13 protein-coding genes are annotated in these 16,271 nt (G+C 70.9%); 2 read left to right on the top strand and 11 right to left on the bottom strand.

Annotated features, from left to right (window positions below; genetic code table 11):
- Window positions 1–254 precede the first annotated feature (254 nt).
- The 4 genes from WMF12_RS28575 to WMF12_RS28560 all read right to left on the bottom strand — a co-directional run bounded on the left by WMF12_RS28575 (window position 255) and on the right by WMF12_RS28560 (window position 6,310).
- Window positions 255–602 (bottom strand): hypothetical protein, encoded by a 348-nt coding sequence (locus tag WMF12_RS28575; protein ID WP_437850461.1) that lies wholly within the window; start codon window positions 600–602, stop codon window positions 255–257.
- A 97-nt stretch (window positions 603–699) separates the two neighbouring features.
- Window positions 700–3,243 carry a helicase HerA-like domain-containing protein gene (locus WMF12_RS28570; protein WP_437850459.1) on the bottom strand — a complete coding sequence of 848 codons (2,544 nt, stop codon included), beginning with the start codon at window positions 3,241–3,243 and terminating at the stop codon, window positions 700–702.
- A 5-nt stretch (window positions 3,244–3,248) separates the two neighbouring features.
- Window positions 3,249–5,444, bottom strand: coding sequence for a hypothetical protein (locus WMF12_RS28565; RefSeq protein WP_437850457.1), 2,196 nt, complete (start codon window positions 5,442–5,444; stop codon window positions 3,249–3,251).
- The gene (locus WMF12_RS28560) at window positions 5,441–6,310 is read right to left on the bottom strand and encodes a hypothetical protein (RefSeq protein WP_437850455.1); all 870 of its coding nucleotides are present in this window, start codon (window positions 6,308–6,310) and stop codon (window positions 5,441–5,443) included. Before WMF12_RS28560 ends, WMF12_RS28565 begins: the two co-directional genes overlap by 4 nt.
- A gap of 22 nt (window positions 6,311–6,332) precedes the next feature.
- Between WMF12_RS28560 and WMF12_RS28555 the strand changes: the two genes are divergently transcribed.
- Both WMF12_RS28555 and WMF12_RS28550 read left to right on the top strand, forming a co-directional pair.
- Entirely contained in the window at window positions 6,333–6,602 is a 270-nt protein-coding gene (locus tag WMF12_RS28555; RefSeq protein ID WP_437850453.1) for a hypothetical protein, read from the top strand.
- Between the two features lie 91 nt (window positions 6,603–6,693).
- Window positions 6,694–8,244, top strand: coding sequence for an outer membrane protein assembly factor BamB family protein (locus WMF12_RS28550; RefSeq protein ID WP_437850451.1), 1,551 nt, complete (start codon window positions 6,694–6,696; stop codon window positions 8,242–8,244).
- Window positions 8,245–8,317: 73 nt separating this feature from the next.
- Here the strand turns inward: WMF12_RS28550 and WMF12_RS28545 are convergent, their stop codons facing one another.
- The 7 genes from WMF12_RS28545 to WMF12_RS28515 all read right to left on the bottom strand — a co-directional run bounded on the left by WMF12_RS28545 (window position 8,318) and on the right by WMF12_RS28515 (window position 16,120).
- Window positions 8,318–9,406, bottom strand: a complete 1,089-nt coding sequence (locus WMF12_RS28545) for a HisA/HisF-related TIM barrel protein (protein WP_437850449.1) — start codon at window positions 9,404–9,406, stop codon at window positions 8,318–8,320.
- A gap of 308 nt (window positions 9,407–9,714) precedes the next feature.
- Window positions 9,715–10,032 (bottom strand): exodeoxyribonuclease VII small subunit, encoded by a 318-nt coding sequence (gene xseB, locus WMF12_RS28540; protein WP_437850447.1) that lies wholly within the window; start codon window positions 10,030–10,032, stop codon window positions 9,715–9,717.
- Window positions 10,033–10,036: 4 nt separating this feature from the next.
- Window positions 10,037–11,680 (bottom strand): exodeoxyribonuclease VII large subunit, encoded by a 1,644-nt coding sequence (gene xseA, locus WMF12_RS28535; protein WP_437850445.1) that lies wholly within the window; start codon window positions 11,678–11,680, stop codon window positions 10,037–10,039.
- Window positions 11,681–11,867: 187 nt separating this feature from the next.
- Window positions 11,868–12,491: a glutathione S-transferase family protein gene (locus tag WMF12_RS28530; RefSeq protein ID WP_437850443.1), complete on the bottom strand. Its 624-nt coding sequence runs from the start codon at window positions 12,489–12,491 to the stop codon at window positions 11,868–11,870.
- 206 nt (window positions 12,492–12,697) lie between these two features.
- On the bottom strand, window positions 12,698–14,062 hold the full coding sequence (locus WMF12_RS28525; protein ID WP_437850441.1) for an MATE family efflux transporter: 1,365 nt from the start codon (window positions 14,060–14,062) through the stop codon (window positions 12,698–12,700).
- 6 nt (window positions 14,063–14,068) lie between these two features.
- Complete coding sequence (locus tag WMF12_RS28520; protein ID WP_437850439.1) at window positions 14,069–15,046, bottom strand: phosphotransferase family protein; 978 nt, start codon at window positions 15,044–15,046, stop codon at window positions 14,069–14,071.
- A gap of 459 nt (window positions 15,047–15,505) precedes the next feature.
- Window positions 15,506–16,120, bottom strand: a complete 615-nt coding sequence (locus WMF12_RS28515; RefSeq protein WP_437850437.1) for an ABC transporter permease — start codon at window positions 16,118–16,120, stop codon at window positions 15,506–15,508.
- Window positions 16,121–16,271 lie beyond the last annotated feature (151 nt).

The raw sequence follows: 16,271 nt of genomic DNA, 5'->3' as shown, positions 1-16,271 counted from the left end.
CCAGTCGCTCGGCCACCTCGTTCTTCGAGGGCGCGGCCTGCCCAGCGACCGGTGCAGCGTGCGATTGTGCCGGTACGATCGTGCCGCTGGCGGGGGCCGTCGCGCTCGCGGTTGAAATCTCGTTCGATCGAGCGGGCACTCCTTGGCACCCGCAGAGGGCCACGAACAGCATCAGAGGAAACGGCCTCCTTCTTTCAGGCGCGCTCTTCATGGAAGCACCTCGTGTCGCGGGCTTTCTGGGGATGTCGCGACCCCTACTCGTCCGGCTGATGCTCGAGGCCGAGCTCGGCCGCGAGCCGGTAGAAGTGCTCCGACTCCTCTCGGTTGCCAAGCAGCTCATGGGAGCGGCCGAGGTTCACATACAACGAAGGGTAGAAGCTCTGGACACGTTCATCGTCGACCTTCCTTGCGCGAACGAGCGCCTCTCGATTCCACGACATCGCCTCCTCCGGCGTGTCCTGAAACCGTGCGACGTAATGCGCCGCCACGCAGGCGTCGTAGTCGTCCTTGCAGACAGCCCACGCCTGACGATAGAGCTCCCGGGCATCCTCTTTCCTGCCTTCGAACTCCGCCCGGGTGCCCTCCGCACAGAGTCGAATCACGGGATTGTCCAGATCCATGCACCACCTTCGTGCCTACCTCGATCCCGCGGAGTGCCTTGCTGGTGAGGAGGCGTCGACCCCGCCCGCGCTCGCCGCCTCACCCGCCCGTGCCACGGAGCCCCGCCTCGGTGACGGCCCGCTCCACGCGGTCGGGCGACCATGCGCCGGCGTGGCGCGTGAACAGCGTTCTCCCCTTGAACGCGCGGCCCGCGAGCTCCGCGGGCATGTCGGGCCAGCGCGCGACGAAGCTCCCCTTCGGCGCCCCCTTGCGCGCGGCGACCCACGGAGGGGCCCCGCCCTCGATCGTGAACCAGTCGATCACGCGCTCCACGTCCTGGGCCGCCTCGAGCCGCCCGATGAGCTTCGTGCTCGTGTTGCCGAACACGTTGTAATCCACCGATCGAGGGCTCTGGGTGCACAGCAAGCAGCCGACGCCGTACTTCCGGCCCTGGGTGAAGAGCCGGATGAGCGGCTGCTTCGCGGGCGGCTTGCTGCCGCCGGCCGGGATCCAGTCGCGCGCCTCGTCGATGTAGAAGAGCAGGTTCACGCCGCCGGAGGTCGCGTCCACGGTCGTGATCATCCAGCGGTACAGCTCCGTCGCGAGGGCGGCGAGGAAGAAGTGTTTCTCATCGTCGTTGCTGAGCGCGTTCAGGTAAACGATGTTGAGCGGGACGCGCCCCGGCTTCGAGGGCCGGAGCAGCTCGGTGAAGTCGAGGCGCGTTCCGCCCGAGAAGAGCCTCGCGGACGGGCCCTGCACGAACGTGTTGAGCTTTCGCGCGAGCCGCTCGCGCTCGGATTTGCGGATCAGGCTGTCGACGTCGTCGATGCCGAGGTCCTCGGGCGCGGTGACGGCGGCCACGATGTCCCTCAGCCGGACCGGCGCCGCGCGCGGCAGGTGCCGCAGCACCTGGTAGAGGAACGTGCGCTGCGACTCCTCCTCGCCGCCGCACGCGCACAGGCTGACGAGGTTGGCCGCCACCGCCACGAGCAAGCCCTCCTCCTCCTCGGCGCGGAGCGCGGGGTTCGCGATGTGCGAGAGCTCGCCCGCGCTCGGGAGCCGCAGGGGGTCGAGGCAGAGCCGCAGGCCGTGCGAGGACCCGGGCGTGAGGATGCGCGGCTCCATGCGCTCCCTCAGCTCCTCCCACGCGCGGTGCAGCTCCGCCGGCACGTCGGACGGCGGGCGCGCTTCCATCATCTGGACGAGATCGCCCTGGGGGTCGATCGCGACGACGGGGACACCGGCGCGCAGCGCCTCCTCCGCGATGACCTTGGCCATCCACGTCTTGCCGCTCCCCGCCGCGCCGACGACCGAGACGTGCGTCCGGAGCACCGCAGGGTCCACGCGGACGGGCGAGCCGCCGTCGTCGAAGCCGAGGAGCATGCCGGTGACGCTCGCGGTGCGGGCCTCCGGCGGCCTCGCTCCCGCGTCGAGCGCCGCGGGGGTCGGGCGCTCACCGCCTGGCGGCGCCTCCGGCGGCCTGGCACCGCCTGGCGGCGCCTCCGCCGGCCTGGCGCTGGTACCGCCCGGCGGCGCCTCCGCGGGCGCCTTTCGCCCGCGGCCCCGCGCCGGCGCCTGCTTCGGGCGCTCGACGGCCGGCTTCACGACCGCCAGCGCCTCGTCGAGCTCGGGATCGTCCTCCACCATCGGCTCGTCCGCCGGCTCGTCCGCCGCCGGCGCGCTGGCGGCGGCGCGCTCGCTCCCCTCCGGCGCTCCGCCGCCGCGCGTGGCCTCGAGCGCCGTCCAGCGCCGGTCCCACGCGCCCACGTCCTTGTGGCCGAGCTGCGCGACGCACGCCCCGGAGCGCTCGTGCTTGCAGCCGCCGCAGTACGCGCGGTCGCCCGGCGGCGCGAGCCCGCCCGCGCCCACCGCGTGGTCGGACCAGGCCACCATGCTGGCGATGAGCTCGTAGACCTTGCCGCGCTTCGCCTCGATCTCCTCCCAGCGCGCCTCGCGGACGCTGCGCGTGGGGTGCAGGTAGAACACCGCCACGTCCGGCCGGGTGCCGTGCTGGTGGTGGTGCATCAGCGCGTACGTGAAGATCTGGAAGAGATCGCTGTTCGGGGAGGTCGCGGGCGTGAGCTTGTAGTCGACGATGCGGTGCTTCCCGAGCCGCGGATCGAAGTACACGTAGTCGATCGCCCCGGTGACGTGGACGTGGACGTCCTCCCCCACGTGGAACGTCACGTCGACCCGCTTGCGCGAGTCCCCGAAGAGCTGCGCCCGGAGCTCCGCCGCGGGCAGGCCCGCCGCCCTCGCGTGCGCCGCGAGCCGCGCGAGCTCCTCCATGTAGAGCTGGACCGCGGAGATGAAGCCCAGCCGCAGCGGCACCGGGCGCGCCGCGAGCGCATCGAGGTTCAGGCAGGAGGCGTTGAACCAGCGCATCAGCGCCTGCTGGAGGCCCGGGGCGTCGCCGGCGGCCTCCAGCGCCGCCAGCACCTCGTCCGAGCTCGCCGCGGCGGCGTTGAAGCGCTCCACCGCGGTGTGGAACAGCGCCCCGCAGCCGGGCGCCTCCCCGCCCTTGCGCCAGATGCGGCTCACGACCGTCCGCCCGTCCTGCCGCTCGGCCGTGGCGCGCGCGTCGAACCAGTGGAGCCTCGGGCACGTCGCCGCGACGCGGAGCTGGGTCACGTTGACGTGCACGAGCCTCACTTCTTGCCCCGCAGCTGGACGAAGAGGTCGTCGTCGGTCGCGGTCGCGTGGACGTGGCCCTCGTCATGGAGCGCCTGCGCCGTCTTCTTGATGTGCGACCACACCTCCAGGAAGCGCTTCTCGTGCAGCTTCTTCCGGCTCGCGAAGATCTGCGCGAGCTCCTTCGCCATCAGGCCGAGGCGCCACGACAGCTCGGCCATGATGTGCTCCCGCGTCTGCTGCGGATCCCACGCCGGGGGCGGCGTCGAGTCCCCGCCGCCCTTCACGATCTCCTCGGTGAGCAGCTCGCGCAGCAGCGGGTGCGCGAGCAGGAGGCTCTGGCGCTCGAAGGACGCCAGCACCTCGGCCTCGGTCACCTTGCGGTACTGCCCGCGGGGGTGCTCGATCTCGAGATCATGGCTCCTCGCGGCGCCGAGGAGCCCCACCAGCGAGTCGAGCTCCGCGTGCCCGGCGAAGTCGAGGTGGAGGTGGAGGAAGCGCTGGCGGCCCAGCTTGCAGAGCGCGTCGTACGCGGCCTTGCCGGCGCCGCCGAGCCGCAGCGGCCGGCGCTCCTCGTCGGTGACCAGGATGCGCTTGTCCGTGTGCTTCGTGTCCTCGACCATGCGCTGGAGCGGCAGCCGCGCGCCGTGCCCGCTCGGCGCGCAGAGGAACGTCACGCCGGTGGTCACGACGACGCCGTCCGCGCGCTTCTCCTTGGCCACGAGGTGGTGCGCGGGGGCGGCCTTGCCGCGCTTCTTCGCGGTGGCGTGCTCGACGCTCAGGAGCGTCGAGGCGCCCTTGCCGGCGCACCTGGCGAGCAGGTGGTGCGTCAGGCTCGCGAGGTTGTCCTCGTCGGGCGGCAGCGACGCCTGCTGCAGCCGGCGGCGGGTCGTGCCCTCGACGAGCTTCTTCTTCACCTCGGCGTCGATGACGTCCTCCAGCTTCACCGGCGGCGGCTTCGGCCCGTCCTCGGGGCCAGGCCAGTCCTTGAGCCAGCGCTTGCCGCCGACGGCCGCGAGCCGGTCCTGCTGCGCCTCCCAGCGGTCGCGTGCCCAGAGGATCGCGTCCCGCGGCCGGAGCTCCTGCACGCCGTCGAGGCGCCGCTCGAGCCACGCGCTGCCGAGCGGGAAGAGCCGATCGCGCTTGCGCGCGGCCATGAGCTCCTCGATCTCCTTCTCCTCGAAGCCGGAGAGCGCGGCGTCGAGCCGCCCCTCGAGGATGGCGCGGGCCTCCTCCGGCGAGACCATGTGCAGCTCGAGGATCCGCTCCGCGATGCGGTCCCACGCGGCCGCCGGGATCACCTCGCCGGTGCGCAGGGAGAGCATCGACTGCTTCACGCCCGAGACGATCACGACGAGGTGCTTCGCCCGGTCGAGCAGCGCGTGCGCGTACGACATCAGGGCGCGCACGGCCTCGGCGTCGAGGTTGTCGATCTGGTCGAGGCAGAGCACGAGCGGGAGCTCGGCGAGGGCGCACAGGTGCGCGAGGACGTGGAGGACGCGCTCCACCGCGGCGTCATCCGCGAGGGCGAGGCCGTCCTCCCCGGCCGCCTGGTCGAGCAGGCGCGCCTCGTCGGGCCCGAGGGTCTCGCCGGAGAGCCACAGCACCGCCGCCTGGGCGCGCTTCTCGGCGCCGGCGTCGCCGAGGCTCGCGTGCGACGTCCCGGTGAGGAACGCGTTGAGCACGGGGATGACCGCGTTCTGCGGGTCGATCTTGGCGCCGAGGCGGGCCAGCGCCTCCTTGCGCGCCTCGATCTCCTTCGGGCCCGTCATCATCTTGCGGCCCTTGAGCGCGCCCGTCCGGATGAGGGCGCGGTTGAGGACGGTGTAGAGGCGCGACTGCGTGTAGTCGCTGCCGCGGTGCCCCGCGAGATCGCTGACGGTCGCGTTGAGCACGTACCGGAGCATCCGCTCGGGCGAGGCGAGGATGTTGTGCAGGTAGACGACCGTCGCCTTGTCTTCCCCGGCCCACTGGAACAGCCGCGCGAGCAGGTGGCTCTTGCCGACCCCGGGCGCGCCGATGAGCAGCGCGCCGATGCTGATCGGCTCTTTCGCGGCGTCCTGCACGACGCGCACGAGCTTGGTGAAGGCGTTCTTGTGGATCGACTCGACCGTGGCTTCGCCGCCCCCGACGTCGGTGATGCGGTGGCTGCGGAACGGGTTGGTGCCCCGGACCGCGGCGAGGAAGCGCTCGAACGTCGGCTCCTCGCTCATGCGTCGTCCCTCCGCGCCACGTAGACGAGCAGGTTCCCGGCCTCCATGATGCCGGCGTCGCGCTCCGCCTCGGCCATCTGGTGGTGGCGCCCGTCGGACGGGTCGAGCGAGTAGCGCCGCTGCCGCCGGAGCGCGGCGAGCTCCTCGTCGAAGGTGGCGCGCGGGATGTCCGGCAGCGCGGCGCGGAGCGCGTGGAGGGTGACGTAGTTGAGGCGGCCGGAGGCGCGGTCGAGCGAGGAGAAGGCGGCGTCGAAGCGATCGGCGAAGGAGATGGCCGGCGCGCCGGGGCCGCCGGCGGCCGATGTGCCGGCGCTGCTGGGGGCCGAGCTGCCGGGGCCGTCGGCGGCCGTGGGGCGGGCAGCGCCGTCGGTCGCGATCGCGGCGGGCCGCGCCGGCGCGCCGGCGGCCGGGAGGACGGCGTCTGCGAGGAAGAAGAGCAGCGGCTTCTTCCCGAGCAAGGCGCCGATGGTGCGGGGGAGCCGGCGCTCGGCGATGCGCTGATCGAGCGCCGCCTTGAACGCGCGGCTCAGGGCAGGAAGGAGGCCCTTGGGGAGCTGCGCCAGGTCGACCGCGGGAGCGTCGGCCGTCCGCGCCGACTGGAGCTGCACCTCCAGGAGCCGATCGGACTGCGCGACCGCCTCCAGGTCCTCCGCGAGCAGCACCAGCGTGGCGCTGGGGGCTGGCTTCTTCTTGCCTCCCGCGGCGCGGGAGAGCAGCACGCGCCCCTTCGCCTCCTTGGTCGTCAGCGCCTTGCTCGTCACCGCGAGCGTGTCACCGGTCAGCTCCGTCAGCCGCTCGAGCGTCGGCGGGTACGACGCGCCGCCGAGCTGCCTCTGGGACTCCAGGACGCCGAGGAGCTTCGGCACCGGCGAGGGCGGCGGCTCCTTCTTGCGCGCCGCGCCCTTCTGCCTCGCGGGAGCCTTCGGCGCGGCGGCCTTCCGCGGCGCGGCGGACTTCTTCGGCTCCTCGGCGCTGCTCTTCCTCGCTGCAGTGGTCTTCGTGGTCGTCGCCCGCGAGCGCGGACTCGATGCGCTGTTCCGGTTCGTGGCCCACCTCCCGAGGGGCCGAGATTACCCCGGTATCCAGCCATGGGAAGGGGCTCCGCGCCGCCGCGCCGCCTTTCTCTATCCGATTGACGCCCAGCTCGATTCCGCGTGACGTAGACTCGGGGCCTCGTGCTGCGGAGGCGACGGAACTGGCGTGTCGGGTGGCCGATCGCCGCTCACCTCGATGCCCCAGGAGGAGCACCATGAAGCGCATCTTCTGGGTCCGGTCCGCGATCGGGGCCGCCCTATGTCTTGCCTTGCTCTATGTCGTCCAGGGGAGCACGGCCATGGGCACGGGCGCCGGGCGCTGGACCGTCTATGGCTACGATCTCGCCAACACCCACCACGCACGCGACGAGCACGACATCGGGCCATCGAACGTCGCATCGCTCGCCGTGAAGTGGGCCTTCACCACGACCGGCATCGTCCCCGCGACACCGGCCGTCGACCACGGCGCTGTCTACTTTCCGGACGGGGGCGGCAAGCTGTACAAGCTCGACGCCAGGACCGGGCACCCGATCTGGACGCGCACGATCGCCGGCCTCACGGGCACGGCCGGCGCCGTCTCGCGCACGACCCCCGCGCTCCACGGCCACACGCTGTTCCTCGGCACCCTCGCCGGCGCGCACATGGTCGCCGTGGACACGCGCACGGGGGCGCTCTTGTGGAAGAGGCAGCTCGACACGCACCCCGCGGCGATCATCACGCAGTCTCCCGTCGTGCATGGCGGCCGCGTGTACGTGGGTGTCTCCTCGCGCGAGGAGCTCTTCGCGGCGGACAACGCCTATCCGTGCTGCAGCTTCCGCGGCAGCGTGGTCGCGCTCGACGCGGGGACCGGGGCGGTGCTCTGGAAGCGCTACACGGTGCCCGCCGGCTACACCGGCGGCGCCGTCTGGGGCGGCGCGCCCTCGCTCGACCTCAAGCGCCGCACGCTGTACGTGACCACCGGCAACAACTACACCGTGCCGCCGTCCGTCTCCGCGTGCGTGGAGGCCGCCGGCGACGACGCCGTCGCCGCCGAGGCCTGCCTTGCGCCGGACGACTATATCGACGCCGTCCTCGCGCTCGACCTCCGCACCGGCGCGCTGAAGTGGGCGCGGCGGCTCCAGGGCTTCGACGCCTGGACGGGAGCCTGCTACTTCGGCGGCGACTGGTGCCCCGATCCGGCGGGCCCGGATTACGACTTCGGCACGGGCGCCACGCTCTTCACGGCCGGCGAGGGGGCGGAGCGCCGCGATCTGGTCGGCGCCGGCCAGAAGAGCGGTATCTTCTGGGCGCTCGATCGGGATGACGGGAGCGTGGTGTGGAGCACGCTGGTCGGTCCCGGCGGGGAGCTGGGCGGCATCATGTGGGGAGTCGCCGTCGACGAGAGCAGGATTTACGTGCCGATCGGCAACAACGGCCAGGTCGAATACACGCTGCAGCCCTCCGGGGAGGTCATCCACTGGGGTTCGTGGAGCGCGCTCGACGCCGCCACGGGCGACATCCTGTGGCAGACGCCCGATCCCACGCCGGGCGCGCAGACCAGGGGGCCGCTGACGGTCGCGAACGGCGTTGTCTACGGCGGCTCGATGAGCGGTGACGTCCACGCGCTCGACGCCGAGACGGGCGACGTCCTCTGGAGCCATCCGGCCGACGGCTCCGTCAACGCCGGGCCGGCGGTGACGCGCGGTACGGTGTTCTGGGGGAGCGGCTACGAGAGCTTCGGCATCGGCACGCCGGGCAACACGCTCTTCGCGTTCGGCTTACCGTAGCGCTGCCCGCCGCCGGAGGGCGGACGCCGGAGCCCGGCCGTGCCGTGATGCCAGGCGCGGGCGCCGGTGGCCGTCAGTCGGCCACGAAGCCTTTCCACCGCCGCAGGTACCCGGCAAACGTCTCGGAGACGCCGCGCTCGTACAGCTCGGCGCGCGTGAGCGGCGGTCTCCGGGGTTGCCAGGCGGGGTCGGCGATCCGCTGCGGCCAGTCGGGGTTGGTGATGGCGGCGCGCCCCAGCGCGACCGCGGTGGCGCCCTTGTCGAGGAGCGCCTCGGCCTCGGCGCGCGTCCAGACCCCGCCGGCGACCACGAGCGGCAGGCTCGCCCCCACCGCCTCGCGGAACAGGGGCAGCGGGTGCGTGTCCCCGCGCTTCTGCGAGGGCTTGCTCGAGTCCCACAGCGAGAGGTGGAGGAAGTCGGCGCCGTCCTCGGCCAACCAGCGCGCGAGCGTCAGGTTCTCGTCGAGGTCGAGCCCCTTGGCCTGGCCCCAGTCCTCGGGCGACAGGCGCACGCCGACCACGAAGGACGCAGGCACCGCGGCGCGGACCGCCCGGAGGGTCTCGCGCAGGAGGCGAGCCCGGTTCTCCCACGCGCCGCCCCAGCGATCCGTGCGGAGGTTCTGGGTGGCGGACAGGAACTGGCCGAGGAGGTAGCCGTGGGCGCCGTGCAGCTCCACGCCCGCGAAGCCGGCGGCGTGCGCCCGCGTCGCGGCGTCGCGGAAGCGGTCGATCACGGCGAGGATGTCTTCCTCGGTGGCGGCGCGAGGGACGGGGAGGTCCGGCTCGGCGACGGCGCTGGCGCTCCACGTGGGCAGGCCGGAGACCTGGGGATTGGCACGGAGGCCGCCGTGAAAGATCTGGACGAGGCCGAGCGCGCCCGGGGTGGCGATCTCGGTCGCGAGCCGGCGGAGGCCGGGCAGCAGCCGGTCGGCGAAGACGCCGAGCTCGCCCTTCCAGCCCTGGCCGTCCTCGGCCACGTGGGCTGCGCAGGTCTCGACGACGCCGAAGCCGCCTCGGGCGCGGTAGGAGAGCCAGCGCAGCTCGTCGTCGCCCAGGGAGCCATCGTCATGGCTTTGCCCGTTCGTGAGCGGGGCGAGCCAGACGCGGTTCCTGGCGGTGAGGCCGTTCGGGAACGAGAAAGGAGAGAGCAGCGGTGAGGTCACGGGGAGATGATTAGCATTCGCCGGGCCACGCGGGTTGCGTGCTGCGCGCGGACGCGACGGTGCGCGCCCCGTGCTGCGCGCCGGGCAGGGATCCCGCATCCTGCTGCGGTCGCAGCAACGCGCGCCTGCCGATCCGGCGCGACCTCGACCTGGGTGACCTGGGTCGTCTCCAGGGTCCGATCACATACCCCGCGGAGCAGGCGCCGGCAGGGATCGGCGAGACGTCGAGCCAGAGCCCGAGCATCTCGCCGACATCCCGGTAGTTGGCGGGCCGGAACGTCGCGCTCATACGGATCGCCTTCGCCCGCCTACTCGTCGTCTTCGTCGTCCTCGTCTTCGTCGTCCGCGTCCGTTGTCACCGGCGCCTCGCGCTCGAGCTGCTCGGTGATCGTCTGCACCTGGATCTCCGCGGCATGGATCTTCTGGCGGCAGAGCGTCACCAGATCCGCGGCCTCCTTCACGAGCGCGGAGAGCGCGTCGATGTCGACCTGACCTTCCTCGATGTTCTGCAAGATCTCCTCGAGGCGCGACGACGCCTCGCCATAGGAGACCTCCTTTGCGGCGCGCTGCGGGCTTGTCGTGTCCCCGTCGGACAGCTCCTTCGTCCCGCGCTTCGGCTTTGCCATGACCCTATGTCTCCTCCGATCCATCCGAGCGAAGCCGCAGCACGCCCCGCTTCAGCTCGGCGATGAGCGTCGTCCCCTGGGGCGCGCGCGCCGCATCGGTGAGCACCGCCCCTTCCGTCGTGCGCAGGATCGCATATCCCCGCTCCACGACGCGCTTCGGGTCGAGGAGGCGCAGGCGCCGTTCGCGCGACTCGAGGCGCTCGGATTCGAGCGCGAGCCGCCGGGAGGAGCGCGGCCCGAGGAGCGAGGCCATCTCGTCGACCCGATGCGAGGCGGCGTCGAGATCGCGCCTCGCCCCCTGGCGAAGCTGGCGGACCGCCTCCTGGAGCTGGCCCGCGCGGCGCGCGATGAGCAGCGACGCGGAGCGCGGGACCCGGGCCGCCCGGCGAGTGAGATCCGACGAGGCCGACCGGAGGACCCGCCGGCCCTGGTCGAGGATGCTCAGGAGCGACGACTCGACCTCATCCCTCGCCTCCGAGACGCGTTTGACGAGCATCGCGGCCGCGGCGGTCGGGGTCTTCTCGCGAAAACCCACGAAGTCGAGCGCGGAGATGTCTCGCTCGTGGCCGATGCCGACGACCACGGGGAGGGGGAACGTGGCGACGGCGCGGGCGATCGGCTCCGAGTCGAACCAGGCGAGGTCGGTGCGCGAGCCGCCGCCGCGGCAGATCAGCAGCACGTCGAGCTCCGCGGCGCGCGCCCGGAAGTAGTCGAGGGCGTTCAGGACCGACGGCTCCGTCTGCCGCCCCTGGACGCGGACCCCGTGCGCAACGACGCGGAACGCGAAGCCTGACTCCCTGAACGTGCCGAGCACGTCGTTGTAGGCGTCCGAGCCCAGGCTGGTCACGAGGCCGACGCGGAGGGGCAGGGCGGGGAAGGGCAGGGAGCGGTTCCGATCGAGCAGCCCTTCCTCGGCGAGCCGGCGGACGATCTCCTCTCTCCGCCGGGCGGCCTCGCCGAGCGTGTAGCCCACGTCGAGGTCCTCGATCAGGAACCGGTATGAGCCCCAGGGGACGTAGAGCTCCACGCGCCCGCGCACGCGGATCTGGATCTCGTCCTCGATCTGGAACGGGTCGCCCGCCGCGGCGAGGCGCCGCTCGATCTCGGCGCGCGCGCTCTCGAAGAGGGTCGCCTTGACCTGCGCGATCTCCTTTCCGAGGGCGTCGCGCTCGACGAGCTCGAAGCCGACGATGCTCTTGTGGGCGGCCCGGTTGTACCCGCAGACCTCGCCCACCAGCCAGATCGACGCTGGAAACGCCGCCTCGAGCGCGGCGCGGACCTGCCCGTTGAGCTTCGAGACGGTGAAGTCGGACGCGGCCACCGCTGGCCTCGGCCGCGCGTCCCCGTTGCGCGGCTCATCGGCTCGGGCTGGCTCCACGGTGGGGATCGGCGTGACGCCCCCTTCGTCGAGGGCGAGGGCCCCGCCGCGTTCCCGGTAGAGGCGCTGCGTCACCTCGCAGAAGCCGAACCCCTCGGCGAGCAGCACCTCCACCACCGCGACCACGTGCGTCTCCGGGACGCGCCAGGTCTTCTGTTCGGGATTCCAGCGGCGGGACGGGAGCGACTTCACGACGTCCACCAGCCTGCGATCAAAGGCGAAGTGGATCTGGAGGCTCCCGGTCCCGTCGCTGCTGACGCGGCGGCTCATCGCGCCACTCTATCATCGCGGGTCGCGCACGGGCATCGCGGGGGATCTCCCGGCCGGCCTGACGGGGCGCGCGGACGCGCCGCGCGGTCGCCGAGCGTGCGCTGCGTGGCGGCCGAGCGCGCGCTGCGCCACGGCGGCGAGCAAGCCCTCGGCCTGGAGGACGAGAGATCCTCCAGCCACCTGCCCCTCACGCGTTGAGGCTGGCGAACGCCTGGGCGATGCGCGGGGCCGCGTGCGGCCGGGCGTACATCCGGTCCATGTAGGCCCGAAGCTGCGGGAAGTCGTCCAGGAGGTGGGCCTCGTTGGCCCAGTCGAGGGTGTAGGCCATCACGAGATCGGCCACCGTCACGCTGTCGCCGACGACGAACTGCCGCTGATCCATGTGCTTCTCCAGCACGGCGGCCATGGCCTTGAAGTCCTCGCGGGCGACGGGGATGTCGCCCGGCTGGCGTTTGTCCTCCGGATACAGAAACTCGTGACGCGCGATGCGCCACAGCGGCTGCTCCAGCTCGGTCGCCGCGAACAGCAGCCACTGGTTGACCTTGGCCCGCTCCCTGGGGTCTGCCGGGAGCAGGCCCTTGTCGGGGTACTTCTCGGCCAGGTAGAGCACGATGGCAACGGACTCGGTGAGCACGAGATCGCCGTCGACGAGCACGGGGAGCTTGCCGGCCGGGTTGAGCTTGAGGAACTCGGGGCGGCGATTCTCGCCGGCCCGGAGGTTGACCTGGATGGTCTCGAATTCCACGCCGAGCTCCTGGAGCGCCCAGCGCACACGGATCGAGCGGGTAGGAGCGAACTCATAGAGCTTCATCGATGCCTCCCTCCTCAGCCGCGCGCTGCGGCTGGTATCGTTGCTTCTGTTTACTTACGTCCGGACCTGCTGTGTTTTGAGACGAACGGCGCCAACCAGCAGGCGAATGGCCGTGTGTATAGCCGCACCGCGCGACGAGTGTCAATGGACACATTCGCGGTACGCAGACGGCCTCTGCGCCGTTTTTCGGCGGTCTGGAGGCAGGCTCAGCCCGCGTCAGGCGCTCTCGCCATGCCATGCCCAGAACCAGCGTGCGCATTCTTCAGCAGCACGAAGGAGACGATGCAAAGAATCAGCTCCGAGATCGCCTCGGAGGCCCAGATCCCGGTCAGGGAGAACACGCGGGAGGCCAGCAGCAGCACCGGCAGCTTGACCAGCAGGATGCCCCCGAGGGTGAGCAGCAGCGCCTCCCTGGCCCGGCCCACCGACTGAAACGAGGCCGCCGTGACCATGGCCACGCCGGTCAGGGGGTAAGAGAGCGCCAGCAGCCGCAACGCTGTCTGCCCTTCAGCGATGATCGTGCTCTCCCTGGAGAGGAGGGCGATCAGCGCGGCTGGCGTCACCAGGCAGACGCCGCAGACGAGCGATCCATAGACGACCGCGGCGCCAAGGGAGAGCCGGATGGCCTCCCGCACCCGCTCGAGCTTCTTCTGGCCGAAGTTGTACCCCACCAGCGGCTGCATCCCCTGGACGATGCCGGTCAGCGGCGCGAGCAGCCCGGAGTAGAGCCGGCTCACGATCGCGAACACGCTCAGCGCGCTGTCGCCGCCGATCCGCCGGAGCAGGTTGTTGGTGACGATGGCGATCAGGCTGACGCTGGCGCTCTTGATGAGCGAGGGGGACCCGATCTTCACCACCTCGATGATGATGGGCCAGTCCGGCCTGAAATAAGACGCCTTGATGCGATAGGAGCGGTTCTTCCTGAAAAAGAAGAAGTGGAGGCCCATGCCGGCCGAGGTGGCCTGGCAACAGACCGTCGCCAGGGCGGCGCCGGAGACGCCCATCTGCAAGATGATGATGAAGAGCCAGCACAGGACGATGTTGACGCAGATCGGGATGATCCACATGGCGGTCGAGTACCTGGCGTTGCCATCCGCCCTGACGATGGCCGAGTAGCCGGTGCCGGCGATGGCGCCGAGGAAGATGATCCGCCCGTACTCGATGGCATAGGGGGCGACGCTGTCGGTGGCCCCGAGCAGGTAGACGAGCGGCTCGATGAAGACCGAGCCCAGGACCGTGATGGCGAGCGCCGCCGTCCAGAAGATCAGGAAGGTGCTTGCCACCGTCCGGGAGGCCTTCTCCAGGTCCTGCTCGCCGAGCGCCCTGGAGACCACCGAGGCGCCGCCGGCCCCGACGGTCGTGGCGACGGCGCCGAGGGCGATCTGGACCGGCGAGATGATCGAGGCCGCGGCTGCGGCCAGCGCGTTGACGCCCACGGAGAGAAAGTAGATGTCCGTGAGGCTGTAGACGGTAAAGACCAGCAGCGAGAACGTGGTCTGGGAAGACATCTCCAGCAGCAGCTTCCCGACCCGCTCGGTCCCCAGCTTTTCAACCCTGGAGCTCTCGCCCATGAGCGTTCAGTTTGCGCTCAGCCAGGCCATGTGTTCACCCATCCATTGCCTGGAGAGGTTGAGGACGGAGTCGGTGTCGTAGTTGCGGTAATAACACTCCGTGTTCATGACCAGGGCGAGGTGCAGCGAGTAGAGGCGGCACCTCCGCTCTTCTTCGGAGGTGAAGGAGGTCTTGCCATAGCCGCGCATGCTGCTGGTGATGCCGTCGGAGGAGAGCAGCCGGAACTGGGCCTCCATCAAGGGATCGGCCCAGAGCGCCCTCTCGAAGTCGATGATGCCGGCGACCCTGCCTTCCTTGACGAAGACATTGGGGTTCCAGACGTCCCAGTGGACCAGGCAGGGGGTGGCGACCTCCTCCAGCGCGGGGGCGTGCCTGAGGACGGCGGCGCGGATCTCGTCGTATCCCTGGTCGTACGCCACGCCTTTCCGGGCGCCGTCTTCCAGAACCGACTCCATGATCCTGGTGAACGCCTCTCTCCAGGTGCTCGCGCGCAGGTCCGGGTTGCCCTCGTAACCAAAATAGGTGCCGGTGAAGCCGTTGATCGCCCGGACGATCTCGCCGATGTGCAGGTCGATGGACGCCTGCGTCTCCGGGGAAAGGCTCGATTTCACGTGCTCGAGGTTGTCCGCGGCGATCTTCTCCATGAAGAAGTAGTCCGAGTCGCACAGGTCGCGGGCGTCGTCGAAATGGTAGATCTGGGGCACCGGGATGGCCGGGTTTCGCCGGACCAGGCGCATGGCGGCGACCTCGGTGGCCATGATGTTCTTTTCGTAGAGCATGACCTCCGCGTCTCTCGGCGGCGCGATCTTGAGGATGACCTCCCGGCCATCGGCGAGCCGGACGCTGTACGCCGCATTGAACCAGCCGTCTTTCAGCTCGACCACGGCGCCTTCGCCGTCCGCGAGCGCCATGCCGCCGAAGGCCCTGGCGGCCATGGCGGCGATCTGCGGGCGTGTCTTCGTGTTCTTGGTCTTGCTCTCCACGGTCTTCCTTCGTCGATTGGCGGCCCTTGTGACGAGCGAAATGGCGTCCATTGTGCTGGATCCTGGGAAGCTGTCAAGTCGCGACCTGGAGTCGTGCCGGGGCCCGGAGCGAGAGGGGGCCAGAGTCGCCGGCGTGGCCGGCAGGGGGCTCACGCGGGTTATCGTGTTATCCTGCGCCCCATGCGGACATACGATCCCGAGGAGAGGTGGAGTCGCGGGGTGCTCGCCATGCGCATCGAGGCGCCCCGCGCTCGGGATGGTCGCAGGCGGGCCGTTTGGAATCGACACGATGCCCTTCAATCCATCTTGCCTGCGCCTGCGATTGGCACCTGGAGCAGCGCGAGCGCATGTACTGCGGCCCATGCGTCGAGGCGCGCAAGGCCGAGTCGACCGGCGCGAGCCGCCGCGCCCGCGAGCTCGAAGGGGCGGCGCCGACGCTCGATCACATCGCCTTCCGCTTCATCCCGGATGGGTCAGCGCGTGCTTCGCGCGCGCGGTCAGGCGACGGCGCTCGAGGACCGTGGCGACGGCATAGCCGCCGCCGCCGGCGATGGCGAGGACCCAGAAGAGGCCAGGAGTGCCGAGGAAGAGCGCTGCGGTGGAGATCAGGGCGAGCCAGGTGCCGAGGCCGTAGTGCAGCAGGTTGCGGCGGGCGGCGCCTTCGCTGACATAGATCAGGCCGACGATGAGGCCGGAGCCGGTGGGCCAGAGCATGGGCTGCAGGTCGGGCATGTCGAGGGTGTACGCCAGGCCGGTGATGGCGAGGAACAGCGCGGTGAAGGCGCTGACCCAGGAAGCGCCGAGCAACTTGCCGGACAGGGCGTCGGACTCGCTCACGCCGCGCTGGGCGCGGGTGGCGGCGACGGTGGTGTAGACGGTGCCGACCGCGAGCCCCGTTCCCAGGAGCATCATGGGCACCCAGCCGGGCAACGCGAGCAGGGGGCTGGCTCCCTTGGAGATCGCGGCGGCGCCGTGGCCGAGAACGTAGGCGAGCCCGAAGCTGATGTAGGTCGCGCGGTTGTCGACCTCGCCCGAGGGATGCGCGATGAGGGCGTCGGCAGTGGCGGTGAACATGGCGGGAAACCTCCGGATCGTGGGTGCGAGCCGAGAACGTGGGGTGTTGAAAGAAAGTAGGAGACGTCATCGACGTCGACTTACGTGTGTAACCTTATGAGCGTAACCTAACGATTGTCAACTGACGCCGGCGACAAAAGCGCCCGGCGCC

Origin of the sequence: Sorangium sp. So ce363 (assembly GCF_051520435.1) — a bacterium.
In the GTDB taxonomy this organism is placed as follows: Bacteria; Myxococcota_A; Polyangia; order Polyangiales; family Polyangiaceae; genus Sorangium; species Sorangium cellulosum_B.
Note: the sequence above shows the minus strand (reverse complement) of the source record. Positions and strands in the feature narration are given on the sequence as shown.

Excerpts from the sequence above, each read along its gene's own strand:
- WMF12_RS28530 (WP_437850443.1), bottom strand. The coding sequence starts at position 12,491 with ATGAAGCTCTATGAGTTCGCTCCTACCCGCTCGATCCGTGTGCGCTGG.
- WMF12_RS28565 (WP_437850457.1), bottom strand. The coding sequence starts at position 5,444 with ATGAGCGAGGAGCCGACGTTCGAGCGCTTCCTCGCCGCGGTCCGGGGC.
- WMF12_RS28525 (WP_437850441.1), bottom strand. The coding sequence starts at position 14,062 with ATGGGCGAGAGCTCCAGGGTTGAAAAGCTGGGGACCGAGCGGGTCGGG.
- xseB (WP_437850447.1), bottom strand. The coding sequence starts at position 10,032 with ATGGCAAAGCCGAAGCGCGGGACGAAGGAGCTGTCCGACGGGGACACG.
- WMF12_RS28515 (WP_437850437.1), bottom strand. The coding sequence starts at position 16,120 with ATGTTCACCGCCACTGCCGACGCCCTCATCGCGCATCCCTCGGGCGAG.
- xseA (WP_437850445.1), bottom strand. The coding sequence starts at position 11,680 with ATGAGCCGCCGCGTCAGCAGCGACGGGACCGGGAGCCTCCAGATCCAC.
- WMF12_RS28550 (WP_437850451.1), top strand. The coding sequence starts at position 6,694 with ATGAAGCGCATCTTCTGGGTCCGGTCCGCGATCGGGGCCGCCCTATGT.